Source organism: Pseudomonas weihenstephanensis (assembly GCF_001043055.1).
Taxonomy (GTDB): domain Bacteria; phylum Pseudomonadota; class Gammaproteobacteria; order Pseudomonadales; family Pseudomonadaceae; genus Aquipseudomonas; species Aquipseudomonas weihenstephanensis.
Genome location: NZ_JYLF01000003.1, coordinates 573,498 through 586,131 on the forward strand (window position 1 = coordinate 573,498; position 12,634 = coordinate 586,131).

Genomic DNA, 12,634 nt, shown 5'->3' on the forward strand with positions numbered 1-12,634 from the left:
AGCCTGGCGGCAGCGGCTACGGGGGGCTTAGCCTGCCATGACTTCGCGAATATCGGCTGCCAATTCCCGCACGCGGGCTTCGTCGGTGTCCCATGAGCACATGAACCGTGCGCCACCTTTGCCAATAAAGGTGTAGAAACGCCAGCCCTTGGCGGTCAGCGCGGCAACCGCCGGTTCCGACAGTTGCAAAAACACACCGTTGGCTTCTACCGGGAACATCAACTCCACCCCTGCAATGTCACTCACCAGCTCGCTGAGCAGCTGTGCGCAGTGGTTGGCGTGGCGCGCGTGTTTAAGCCAGGCGTCGTTTTCCAGCAGGCCGACCCACGGCGCTGACAGAAAGCGCATTTTCGACGCCAGTTGCCCGGCCTGTTTGCAGCGGTAGTCAAAGTCCACAGCCAGGTTGTGATCGAAGAACAGAATCGCTTCGCCCACCGCCATGCCGTTTTTAGTGCCACCAAAGCACAGCACATCGACCCCGGCTTTCCACGACAGCTCGGCAGGCGAGCAACCGAGGAACGCGCAGGCGTTGGAGAAACGCGCGCCGTCCATGTGCAGCAGTAAGCCCAGTTCTTTACAGGTGGCGCTGATGGCGCGGATTTCTTCGGGGTGGTAGACACTGCCCACTTCTGTGGCCTGGGTAATGGTCACCACGCGTGGCTTGGGGTAGTGGATGTCTTTGCGCTTGAGGGCGATTTCGCGGATGGACTCGGGGGTGATCTTGCCGTTTTCAGTGCGTGCGATCAGCAGTTTTGAGCCGTTGGAAAAAAACTCGGGCGCGCCGCATTCGTCGGTTTCAACGTGGGCGGTTTCGGAGCAGATCACGCTGTGAAAGCTCTGGCACAGTGATGACAGGGCCAGCGAGTTGGCGGCAGTGCCATTGAACGCGAAGTACACCTCGCAGTCGGTTTCGAACAGTTTGCGAAAGTCATCTGCTGCGCGCAGCGTCCATTCGTCATCGCCGTAAGAGCGTTGGTGGCCGTGGTTGGCTTTTTCCATGGCAGACCAGACTTCGGGGCAGATACCGGAGTAGTTGTCGCTGGCGAATTGTTGGCTCTTGTCAGTCATTTCCCGGTTCCATGGTCGAAGATTGTCGTGCACTTTAGCCAAGAAATCCGCGAGTGCACAGTTGTGGGTTAAAACCCGGAAATACCTTACAAGGAACTGTTTGAGGGTGTATGTCGTAAATGCACCCTTGCGTGGCGTCCTTGGGCATTTGGTCACCCCGCGCCCGCTCTACCATCGGTCTTAAAGGGCAAGCCCTCACCGACTATGGCGCGCGGGCGCCGGGAGTACAGCCTATGCAACGCTATTCAGGCTTCGGCCTGTTCAAACACTCCCTCAGCCACCACGAAAACTGGCAAAAGATGTGGCGCACGCCCACGCCGAAAAAGGTCTACGACGTGGTGATTGTCGGTGGCGGCGGGCATGGTTTGGCCACGGCGTATTACCTGGCCAAAGTCCACGGCATCAGCAACGTGGCGGTGGTTGAAAAAGGCTGGTTGGGCGGTGGCAACACCGCACGCAACACCACCATCGTGCGCTCCAACTATTTGTGGGACGAGTCGGCGCACTTGTACGAACACGCGATGAAGCTGTGGGAAGGCTTGTCTCAAGACCTCAACTACAACGTCATGTTCTCCCAGCGCGGCGTTTACAACCTGTGCCACACCCTGCAAGACATGCGCGACTCAGAGCGACGTGTCAGCGCCAATCGCCTGAACGGCGTGGACGGCGAATTGCTCAACGCGCAACAAGTGGCAGACGAAATCCCCTACCTCGACTGCTCTAAAAACACCCGTTACCCGGTGATGGGCGCCACCGTGCAGCGGCGTGGCGGTGTGGCCCGCCATGATGCGGTGGCCTGGGGCTTTGCCAGGGCGGCCGATGCGCTGGGTGTGGACTTGATCCAGCAAACCGAAGTGCTGGGCTTTCGCAAGGAAAACGGCGTGTGCATCGGTGTCGAGACCAGCAAGGGCTTTATTGGCGCCAAACGCGTGGGCGTGGTCACCGCCGGTAACTCCGGGCACATGGCGCGCCAGGCAGGCTTTCGCTTGCCGATTGAGTCGCACCCGCTGCAAGCGCTGGTGTCCGAGCCGATCAAACCGATTATCGACAGCGTGATCATGTCCAACGCGGTGCATGGCTACATCAGCCAGTCCGACAAGGGCGACTTGGTGATCGGTGCGGGCATCGATGGCTGGGTCGGTTATGGCCAGCGCGGCTCGTACCCGGTAATCGAGCACACGATTCAGGCGATTGTAGAGATGTTCCCGGTGTTGTCCCGTGTGCGCATGAACCGTCAATGGGGCGGCATCGTCGACACCACCCCCGACGCCTGCCCGATCATCTCCAAAACGCCGCTGCCTAACGTGTTCTTCAATTGCGGCTGGGGGACGGGCGGGTTCAAGGCCACGCCTGGCTCGGGCCATGTGTTTGCGGCCAGTTTGGCCACCGGTGAAATGCACCCGCTGGCGGTGCCATTCTCCCTCGAACGTTTCCACAACGGCGCGTTGATCGACGAACACGGCGCCGCCGCGGTCGCTCACTAACAGGAGAAATACCGATGCTGCATATCTTCTGTCCTCATTGCGGCGAACTGCGCTCGGAAGAGGAGTTTCACGCGGCCGGTCAGGCGCACATTCCACGCCCGCTTGACCCTGATGCCTGCACCGACGCGCAGTGGGGCGATTACCTGTTCTTTCGTGACAACCCCCGCGGGCTGCACCACGAGCTGTGGAACCACGTGGCCGGTTGCCGTCAGTTTTTCAACGCCACGCGCAATACCGTGACCTACGAAATACTGGAAACCTACCCCATTGGTACGGCGCCGCAATTCACTGAACAGCGGCCTCCGGCGACCGCGACTGCTACCAGCGCGCAGGGAGAAAAGGTATGAGCCAGACCCATCGCCTGGCCAATGGCGGCCGTGTGGATCGCAGCAAAGTGCTGACCTTTACCTTCAACGGCCAACCCTACTCAGGTTACGAAGGCGACAGCCTGGCCGCCGCCCTGTTGGCCAACGGTGTCGACATCATTGGGCGCAGCTTCAAATATTCCCGGCCCCGGGGTATTTATGCCGCGGGCGCCGAAGAGCCGAACGCGGTGCTGCAAATCGGCGCCACCGAGGCGACGCAAATCCCCAACGTGCGCGCCACGCAGCAGGCGCTGTATCAGGGCCTGGTGGCCACCAGCACCAACGGCTGGCCCAACGTGAACACTGACATGATGGGCATTTTGGGCAAAGTCGGCGGCACGTTGATGCCACCGGGGTTTTACTACAAAACGTTCATGTACCCGAAGTCGTTCTGGATGACGTATGAAAAGTACATCCGCAAGGCGGCAGGTTTGGGCCGTTCGCCGACGCAAAATGACCCGGATACTTATGACTACATGAACCACCACTGCGACGTGCTGATCGTCGGCGCCGGGCCTGCGGGGCTGGCGGCGGCCTTGGCGGCAGCGCGCAGCGGCGCCCGGCTGATCGTAGCCGATGAGCAGGAAGCGTTCGGCGGCAGTTTGCTCGACAGTCGCGAAAGCCTGGACGGCAAGCCGGCGATGGCCTGGGTTGCCAGCGTGCTGGCCGAACTCAACGCATTGCCCAACGTGGTGTTGCTGCCGCGTGCCACGGTCAACGGCTATCACGACCACAACTTTGTGACGATTCACGAACGATTGACCGACCACATGGGCGACCGCGCGCCGGCCGGCCAGGTGCGTCAACGTATCCATCGGGTGCGCGCCCAGCGCGTGGTGCTGGCCACCGGCGCCTGTGAGCGTCCGTTGGTGTATGGCAACAACGATGTACCGGGCAACATGCTTGCCGGGGCGGTGTCCACTTACGTGCGTCGCTACGGCGTGGCGCCGGGCCGTACGTTGCTGCTGAGTACCAATAACGATCATGCCTACCGTGTGGCGCTGGACTGGCTCGATGCCAGCTTGCCAGTGGTCGCGATTGCCGATGCCCGCAGCAACCCCCGCGGTGCGCTGGTCGAAGAGGCGCGGGCCAAAGGCATCCGCATTTTGACCGGTAGCGCGGTGATCGAAGCCCGGGGCAGCAAGCGCGTAACCGGCGGGCGGGTGGCGGCAATTGACCTCAAAGCCCACCGCGTGACCAGCCCCGGCGAGATGCTCGACTGCGATCTGATTGCCACCTCGGGCGGCTACAGCCCGGTGGTGCACTTGGCCTCGCACTTGGGCGCCAGGCCGATCTGGCGTGAAGACATCCTCGGGTTTGTGCCCGGTGAAGCGCCGCAAAAGCGCGTGTGCGTGGGCGGTATCAATGGCGTCTACAGCCTCGGCGACACACTGGCTGACGGTTTTGAAGGCGGCGCGCGCGCGGCCAGCGAAGCCGGGTTTAAAGCCGTGGAAGGCGTGCTGCCCAACGCGCTGAAACACTATGAAGAACCGACGCTGGCGCTGTTTCAGGTGCCGCATGAAAAGGGCACCGCGCGAGCGCCCAAACAATTTGTCGACCTGCAAAACGACGTCACGGCGGCAGCCATCGAACTGGCGACCCGTGAAGGCTTTGAGTCGGTGGAACACGTCAAGCGTTACACCGCGCTGGGGTTTGGCACCGATCAGGGCAAGCTTGGCAACGTCAACGGGCTGGCCATCGCTGCGCGCTCGCTGAACGTGAGCATCACGCAGATGGGCACCACCATGTTTCGGCCCAACTACACACCGGTCACCTTTGGTGCCGTGGCAGGGCGTCATTGCGGCCCTCTTTTCGAGCCGGTGCGTTACACCGCGCTGCACCCTTGGCACGTCAAACAGGGCGCAGCATTTGAAGACGTCGGCCAGTGGCAACGCCCTTGGTACTTCCCGCGGGGTGGCGAAGACCTGCATGCCGCCGTCAAGCGCGAGTGCCAGGCGGTGCGTGACAGCGTGGGCCTTCTGGATGCCTCCACGCTGGGCAAAATCGACATTCAGGGCCCGGATGCGCGCGAATTTTTGAACCGTATCTACACCAACGCCTGGACCAAACTGGACGTGGGCAAAGCGCGTTACGGGCTGATGTGCAAAGAAGACGGCATGGTCTTCGACGACGGCGTGACCGCGTGCCTGGCCGATAACCATTTCCTGATGACCACCACCACCGGTGGCGCGGCGCGCGTGCTGCAATGGCTGGAGATTTATCAACAGACCGAATGGCCGGACCTCAAGGTGTACTTCACCTCCGTCACCGACCACTACGCGACCCTGACCTTGTCTGGCCCCAACAGCCGCCTGTTGCTCAGTGAGGTGAGTGACATTGATCTTGACCGTGAAGCCTTCCCGTTTTTGAGCTGGAAAGAAGGTCGGGTCGGTGGTGTGCCTGCGCGGGTGTTCCGCATCTCGTTCACCGGAGAGTTGTCGTACGAAATCAACATCCAGGCCGATTACGCGATGGGCGTGCTGGAGAAGATCGTCGAGGCGGGTAAAGCCTACAACCTGACCCCTTACGGCACTGAAACCATGCACGTATTGCGGGCCGAGAAGGGCTTCATCATCGTCGGCCAGGACACGGACGGCTCCATGACCCCAGATGACTTGAACATGGGGTGGTGCGTGGGCCGCACCAAACCGTTTTCGTGGATTGGCTGGCGAGGCATGAACCGCCAAGACTGCGTGCGTGAACAGCGCAAACAACTGGTGGGGCTTAAACCGGTCGACCCGAGGCAATGGCTGCCTGAAGGCGCGCAACTGGTGTTGGACCCCAAACAGGCGATCCCGATGAACATGGTGGGCCATGTGACTTCCAGCTACACCTGCGGCTCGCTGGGGTATTCATTTGCGATGGGCGTGGTTAAAGGTGGCCTCAAACGCATGGGCGAGCGGGTATTTGCGCCGTTGGCGGATGGCCGCGTGATCGAAGCCGAGATTGTGTCTTCGGTGTTTTTCGATCCCAAGGGCGAGCGGCAGAATATTTGAGTGTGTGATGTGTGCAGACGCGACCAACCACAACATTTGCAACGGGTGAGTTCATGACCACAGCCAACGTATATCAGCAGCGCCCGGACGCGGCGGCCAAAGCCGAGTCATCACTGCATCACAGCACCCTGGCCAGCCTGATCGGCCAGGGCGCGCAACAACCCGGCGTGATCGTGCGCGAGAAAAAACTGCTGGGCCATCTGACCTTGCGCGGCGACGCCCGAGACCCCGCATTTAGCCAAGGGGTGCATCACGTGCTGGGCCTTGAGCTGCCGGTGGCGCTAACGCTGGCGGTGGCGGGCGAGGTGTCAGTGCAATGGATGGGGCCGGATGAATGGCTACTGATCGTGCCGGGCGGCCAGGAATTTGCGCTTGAAACAGCCCTGCGCCACGCGTTGGCCGGGCTGCACATCAGCGTGGTGAATGTCAGTGGCGGCCAGCAATTGCTGGAGCTGAGCGGGCCGAAGGTGCGTGAGGTACTGATGAAGTCGACCAGCTACGACGTGCACCCCGACAACTTCCCGGTGGGCAAGGCGGTGGGCACGGTGTTTGCCAAGTCGCAGCTGGTGATTCGTCATACCGCGCAAGACACATGGGAGCTGCTGATTCGGCGCAGCTTTTCGCAGTATTGGTGGCTATGGTTGCAAGATGCTGCGGCTGAGTATGGGTTGAGGGTTGAGACCGAGTGATGGCCGGCCCTCACCCCAACCCTCTCCCAGAGGGAGAGGGGGCTGATTCGTGGGTTTTCAGCGATCTGCTTTTGCTTCTAGTACCCTCTCCCTTTGGGAGAGGGTTAGGGTGAGGGGCTTTTGCTTTTTCACTTAACCACAATAAGGACACCTGCATGAGCCGCGCCCCGGATACCTGGATTCTCACTGCCGATTGCCCCAGCAGGCTCGGCACCGTCGATGCAGTCACACGCCACCTGTTTGAGCATCAGTGCTACGTCACCGAGCACCATTCCTTCGACGATCAACGCTCCGGGCGTTTTTTCATCCGCGTCGAATTTCGCCAACCTGACGGCTTCGATGAACACGCTTTTCGTGCGGGCCTCGCCGAACGTGGTCATGCGTTTAACATGGTGTCCGAACTCATCCCCCCGCATTACCGGCCCAAAGTGCTGATCATGGTGTCCAAGTCTGACCACTGCCTGAACGACTTGCTGTATCGCCAGCGCATCGGCCAGTTGTCGATGGACGTCGTGGCCGTGGTCTCTAATCACCCCGACCTGGAGCCGCTGGCGCGCTGGCACGGCATTGCATACCACCATTTCGCCCTCGATCCGAACGACAAACTCGCCCAAGAGGCCAGGGTCTGGCAGGTGATCGAGGACACCGGCGCCGAACTGGTGATCCTTGCCCGCTATATGCAAGTGCTGTCACCCCAGCTGTGCCGCAAGCTCGATGGCAAGGCGATCAATATTCACCACTCGTTGCTGCCGGGTTTCAAGGGCGCCAAGCCCTATCACCAAGCCTATGAAAAGGGGGTGAAGCTGGTCGGCGCCACCGCGCATTACATCAACAATGACCTCGATGAAGGCCCGATCATCGCTCAAGGTGTGGAAGCGGTAGACCACAGTCATTACCCCGAAGACCTGATCGCCAAAGGCCGCGATATCGAGGCGCAAACACTGGCCCGGGGCGTGGGCTATCACATTGAGCGACGCGTTTTCCTAAATGGAGGTCGTACGGTGGTGCTGTAGGCGCCGCTTCGCCAACTAAGCTGCAAGAAGATCGGCTTGCGGCTGGCCGATCACCCCTCTCAATAACAACAAGGGTGAACTCGATGGCTGACAATCGCGGTGTGGTGTACTTGGGCAATGGACAGGTTCAGGTGCAATCCATTCCTTTTCCCAAGATGCAAAACCCTCAAGGCAAAGCGATTCACCACGGCGTGATTCTGCGGGTGGTGTCGACCAATATCTGCGGTTCTGACCAGCACATGGTGCGCGGGCGCACCACGGCGCAAACCGGTCTGGTACTGGGCCATGAGATCACCGGCGAGGTGATCGAAGCCGGGCGCGATGTGGAGCATCTCAAGGTCGGTGATTTGGTCTCGGTGCCGTTCAACGTGGCGTGCGGACGTTGCCGCAGTTGCAAGGAGCAGAACACCGGTGTGTGCCTGACCGTCAACCCGGCCCGTCCCGGCGGCGCATATGGTTACGTGGACATGGGCGATTGGGTGGGCGGTCAGGCTGAATATGTATTGGTGCCGTATGCCGATTTCAACCTGCTCAAGTTGCCAAATCGCGATGCGGCGATGGAAAAAATCCGCGACCTGACTTGCCTGTCGGACATTCTGCCCACCGGTTACCACGGCGCCGTCACCGCGGGTGTTGGCCCCGGCAGCACGGTCTACATTGCAGGCGCAGGTCCAGTTGGGCTGGCGGCGGCCGCGTCGGCGCGTTTGCTGGGGGCCGCCGTGGTGATTGTCGGGGACGTGAACCCGATTCGACTGGCGCATGCCAAGGCGCAAGGTTTTGAGATTGCCGACCTGTCCAAAGACACACCGCTGCATGAGCAAATCGCTGAGCTGCTGGGCGAACCCGAAGTGGATTGCGCGGTAGACGCCGTAGGTTTTGAGGCCCGTGGCCACGGGCATGACGGCGCCAAACACGAAGCCCCGGCCACGGTGCTCAACTCATTGATGGGCGTGGTGCGGGTGGCGGGCAAAATCGGTATTCCGGGGCTGTATGTCACTGAAGATCCGGGCGCCGTAGACGCCGCCGCGAAGAAGGGCAGCCTGAGCATTCGCTTTGGCTTGGGCTGGGCCAAATCCCACAGCTTCCATACCGGCCAGACCCCGGTCATGAAATACAACCGCCAACTGATGCAGGCCATCATGTGGGACCGCATTAAAATTGCCGACATTGTGGGGGTGGAGGTCATCAGCCTGGATGACGCGCCGCGTGGCTACGGCGAGTTTGATGCAGGGGTGCCGAAGAAGTTTGTGATTGACCCGCACCGCCTGTTCAGCGCCTAGAGCGCAACACTGAGTCGCAACAGTGAGCGTGCTCGCTGTTACGGCTCATTCGCGCAGTGGCGTGCTGATGTACAACGTTGGGCCCTGCGGCTGGCCATGTTTGGCACCGCCGCGTTGTTCCAGGGTAATAGCGAGTTGGCGCGCCCCTTTGAGGCTGCTTTGCTGCACGAAGTTGATGCCTGCCCAGTCCTCAGTCAGGGGTGAGATCAGCCCCAGAGACACCGGGCTGGCATTGTCTTGCAAAGCCCACAGCTCCAGATCGCTGCTTTTGGCGGTCATGATGGCTTGCTGGGGATACATCTTCAGGTAGTCGTTGTAGATGTCGACGCGGATCACGGGTCGGGCATTGGCGTCCAACAGCATGACCTGGCGTTGAAGGCGCTCGTTTTGCCAGATCACGATCAGCGCCAACACCCCGATCAGCAGGCTGGCATAAACCCAGACAGACATCCGCCGCCATGCGGTCTTTTTTGCGGCGTTTGCAGGCGGGGTCCCCTGTCGCAATGAGCTGTAGTAGGGGTTGTGGTACAGCGTGAGGCGAGGCGCGGTTGACATGTAAAAGTCCTGTGAAACAAGCCGGCTGAGCGCTTAGCATCCAGCGGTTTGTGACAGGTGCCTAGCTGTCAGAACTGACAGGTCACGACAGCGACTAAAGCGCCGCCAGTGGGCCTTGGTAAAGCACCGGCCCGGTCGGCTGTCCGGTCGGCGACCCTCCGCGTGGCTCCAGGCTGACGGCCAGCACCACAGATGCCTTGAGCAATTGTTGCTGACGGTCACTCAGGCCGATCATTCCCTCGCCCCCGGTCGGGATCAGCCCCAGCGACACCGGTTTGCCCTCCACCGGGAGCGCCCACAGTTCCAGGCTGCGCCCAGGCTCGATGGCGGCCAATTGCAGTGGTAGCACCCGCAGATAATCGGCATGGGCTTCGATCCGCAGGCCCGGCTGCGCCGTACCGCTGAGCAGGGTGGCGTTGTACAGCACGTTATCGCGCAAATAGAGCACGCTCACGCCTACGACGATGACCAGGGTGCAGAGGGCAGCGCTGAGTCGCAGCCTGTTCCAGAACGGGCGTTTTTGCGGTGCGTGGAGCTTTTGCGGCTCGATGCGCGCCACGATGGTTTGCCACACCTGTTCGGGCACCGGTTGTTCGGTCAGTGGTTGGCTGAGGCTCATCAGGTGAGTGTGCCAGTGTCCGAGTTCCGCGCGCAGGGCCGCATCTTCCAGCAGCAAGTGTTCGAAGCGTTTGCGCGCCAGTGGCGGCATCAGGCCGATGGCGTAATCGGCTGCGAGCGCACGGCGCAGGCTAGGCGTTTGATAATTCATGCTTCGAGGCACCTGCGCAGGCGTTCCATGCCCCGGCGAATCCAGGATTTGACCGAGCCCAGCGGCGCGTGCAGCTGATCGGCCAGCTCGCTGCAACTGAGCCCATGGAAATAAGCAATGGTGATGGATTGGCGCTGCATGGCGTCCAGTTGCTCGATGCAGTGATTGAGTGCATGGGCCTCACGGGTGCTGTCCAGCTGCGCGTGGGCGTCGGGGCTGCCATCGGCCAGCGCCGCCTGTTGCGGGTCGCTTAACGGCAGTTCACGGTGTTTGCGCAGTTGGTCGATGGCCAGGTTGCGGGTGATGTGGGTCATCCACGTCAGCGGCGCCGAAAGGTGCGCTTCGTAGCGTGAAGCGTTATGCCAGATGCGCACAAAGCTCTCTTGCAGCACGTCTTCGGCCAGATCATGCCGCCCGCTCATGCAACGCAGCGCCACCGCATGCAAGCGCGGGGCGACAGCGCGATAAAGGCTTTCAAAGGCGCGGCGGTTGCCCAGCGAACATTGGGCCAATAACTGTTGCAGATGATCGGCGTCGGCGAGGCTGATAACCGTTCTCCCGTCCATTGAGGCTGAGGCATTGAGCCCATTGATGCCTGAGCGTAGTCCACGATGTACGGTTGTTCCATTCATGGCTGAGTCCTCACTGCCTTGATATACGTACATCGCGCAGCAATTGGATGCAGGGCATTCGGGGTTTTTTTCCACTAAGATTGGCGCCCGGTCGATTCGATAGTGGCACTTGGGAACAACGGCCATTGTTTTGAGTCAAAACCACAGTTTTGCTGCTCCCTGCTGGCGAGCGGTTTTTTAGGTTCTAGAGGTTGAATTGATGAAAAAGTTGAGCGGCGTAGCACTGGCAACATTGATGACTGTGGCGGCAAGCCCTGTGTTTGCGGGTTTCAGCCTGGGTGATGTGGCGAACGTCGCGGCCCAGGTGCAAGGCGCAAATAGCAATGGCGCCTCCACTGACAAATCAGTTCAAGCGGTACAGATGCTGACCAAAGTCAATGAACTGGGCGTCAAGCCAGAGCAAGCGGCCGGTGGCGTGGGTGCAATGCTGAGCCTTGCGAAAAACCAGCTGAGCGGCTCCGACTACAGCGAACTGGCCAAGCAAGTGCCGGGGATTAACAAATTGGCCGGTGCCGGCGCGCTGGGTCAGTTGAGCCAGTTTGGCGGTTTGCTGGGTAAATCTAAGGGCGTATCCGAAACAGCAACCAGCGCTGTCAGCAACGTTGCCAATACCGATCAATTGAATGCCGCCTTCACTGCGCTGGGCATGCAAGACGGCATGGTGGCCAAGTTTGCACCGGTCCTGCTGGACTACTTCAAAGGTCAGAACGTCAGCGCTTCGCTGCTGAGCAAACTGGGCAGCGCCTGGGGCGTTTAACGTTAGCCGCGCTCGGCACGCAAAGTGCTGATGCGCTGGTCTTTCTTGATCCAGAGCTGGTTGACCCAGCTCTGGATCTGCTCACGAAACACCGGGTCGTTCTCGTAATCACCCTGCCACAACGCCGGATCCAGCTCGCGGGTCTGAATGTCGACAATCACCTTGGGCACCTGCCCGCTGATCAACTCCCAGAATCCCGGAATCCTGGCCTGTGGATACACCACGGTCACATCCAGCACGGCATCCAGTTGTTCACCCATCGCCGCCAGCACAAACGCCACGCCGCCCGCCTTGGGTTTAAGCAAGTAGGTGTAGGGCGAGTGTTGCAGGGCGCTTTTGGCCGGGGTGAAACGGGTGCCTTCCAAATAGTTCACCACTGTGACCGGCTGGCGCTTGAACAGCTCGCAGGCCGCCTGGGTGATTTTCAGATCCTGGCCTTTGAGTTCCGGGTGCTTGGCCAAAAACGCTTTGGAATAGCGCTTCATGAAGGGGTAGTCGAGCGCCCACCACGCCAGGCCCAGAAACGGCACCCAGATCAGCTCTTTCTTGAGGAAGAATTTGAAGAACGGCGTGCGCCGGTTCAGCCCCTGCATCAGCGCCGGGATGTCCACCCACGACTGGTGGTTGCTGATCACCAGATACGAGGTATCGCGGCTCAAGCCTTCGGCGCCGCGAATGTCCCATTGCGTAGGCAGGCACAGCGCGAAAATACGTTTGTCGATCTCGGACCACGTCTCGGCGATCCACATCACTGCCCGCGAGTTGAGGTCGCGCAGGCGGCCTGATGACAGCAGTTTGAACACGGCAAACAGCATCAACGGGCCGAACAGGATTAAGGTGTTGCACAGCAACAATAAGGTGACCAAACAGCCGGTGAGCAGGCGGCGCATAAGCAACTCTTGAACGTTTAAGGATTGCCAATGATAAGCAGCGCACCGCATAACGCCAAATCGGTGTGCTGACAAATGTTTCACACCGGTTGGGTTAACCTGACGCCACGCAACTCTGTGACCTACCGGGCTGTCT

The 12,634-nt window shown here is 60.4% G+C and carries 12 protein-coding genes; 7 read left to right on the plus strand and 5 right to left on the minus strand.

All coding sequences use genetic code 11. The features are described from left to right. Positions 1-27 precede the first annotated feature (27 nt). Positions 28-1,068: a threonine aldolase family protein gene (locus tag TU86_RS10255; RefSeq protein ID WP_048364174.1), complete on the minus strand. Its 1,041-nt coding sequence runs from the start codon at positions 1,066-1,068 to the stop codon at positions 28-30. Between the two features lie 233 nt (positions 1,069-1,301). On the opposite strand from TU86_RS10255, the gene TU86_RS10260 reads away from it, so the two are divergent. The 6 genes from TU86_RS10260 (at position 1,302) to fdhA (ending at position 8,895) form a co-directional block, all read left to right on the plus strand. After that, a complete protein-coding gene (locus tag TU86_RS10260) occupies positions 1,302-2,552 on the plus strand; it encodes a sarcosine oxidase subunit beta family protein (protein WP_048364175.1) in 1,251 nt (416 codons plus the stop codon). A 14-nt stretch (positions 2,553-2,566) separates the two neighbouring features. Next, on the plus strand, positions 2,567-2,899 hold the full coding sequence (locus TU86_RS10265; protein WP_048364176.1) for a sarcosine oxidase subunit delta: 333 nt from the start codon (positions 2,567-2,569) through the stop codon (positions 2,897-2,899). After that, the gene (locus TU86_RS10270; protein ID WP_048364177.1) at positions 2,896-5,913 is read left to right on the plus strand and encodes a sarcosine oxidase subunit alpha; all 3,018 of its coding nucleotides are present in this window, start codon (positions 2,896-2,898) and stop codon (positions 5,911-5,913) included. Before TU86_RS10265 ends, TU86_RS10270 begins: the two co-directional genes overlap by 4 nt. A 53-nt stretch (positions 5,914-5,966) precedes the next feature. Next, positions 5,967-6,602, plus strand: coding sequence for a sarcosine oxidase subunit gamma (locus TU86_RS10275; RefSeq protein ID WP_048364178.1), 636 nt, complete (start codon positions 5,967-5,969; stop codon positions 6,600-6,602). Positions 6,603-6,757: 155 nt separating this feature from the next. Then, on the plus strand, positions 6,758-7,615 hold the full coding sequence (purU, locus tag TU86_RS10280) for a formyltetrahydrofolate deformylase (RefSeq protein ID WP_048364179.1): 858 nt from the start codon (positions 6,758-6,760) through the stop codon (positions 7,613-7,615). Positions 7,616-7,698: 83 nt separating this feature from the next. Next, positions 7,699-8,895, plus strand: coding sequence for a formaldehyde dehydrogenase, glutathione-independent (fdhA, locus tag TU86_RS10285; RefSeq protein WP_048364180.1), 1,197 nt, complete (start codon positions 7,699-7,701; stop codon positions 8,893-8,895). A gap of 45 nt (positions 8,896-8,940) precedes the next feature. Here fdhA and TU86_RS10290 read toward each other — a convergent pair whose 3' ends face one another. From TU86_RS10290 to TU86_RS10300, 3 genes are all read right to left on the minus strand, one after another. Beyond that, on the minus strand, positions 8,941-9,345 hold the full coding sequence (locus TU86_RS10290; protein ID WP_157395890.1) for an anti-sigma factor domain-containing protein: 405 nt from the start codon (positions 9,343-9,345) through the stop codon (positions 8,941-8,943). 199 nt (positions 9,346-9,544) lie between these two features. Next, positions 9,545-10,219, minus strand: a complete 675-nt coding sequence (locus tag TU86_RS10295) for an anti-sigma factor (protein ID WP_048364182.1) — start codon at positions 10,217-10,219, stop codon at positions 9,545-9,547. Further along, complete coding sequence (locus tag TU86_RS10300) at positions 10,216-10,851, minus strand: sigma-70 family RNA polymerase sigma factor (RefSeq protein WP_048364183.1); 636 nt, start codon at positions 10,849-10,851, stop codon at positions 10,216-10,218. Before TU86_RS10300 ends, TU86_RS10295 begins: the two co-directional genes overlap by 4 nt. A gap of 199 nt (positions 10,852-11,050) precedes the next feature. Here TU86_RS10300 and TU86_RS10305 point away from each other — a divergent pair, with 199 nt between their 5' ends. Then, entirely contained in the window at positions 11,051-11,608 is a 558-nt protein-coding gene (locus tag TU86_RS10305) for a DUF2780 domain-containing protein (protein ID WP_048364184.1), read from the plus strand. 2 nt (positions 11,609-11,610) lie between these two features. Here TU86_RS10305 and TU86_RS10310 read toward each other — a convergent pair whose 3' ends face one another. Continuing rightward, a complete protein-coding gene (locus TU86_RS10310; protein WP_048364185.1) occupies positions 11,611-12,498 on the minus strand; it encodes an acyltransferase in 888 nt (295 codons plus the stop codon). Between the last annotated feature and the right edge of the window lie 136 nt (positions 12,499-12,634).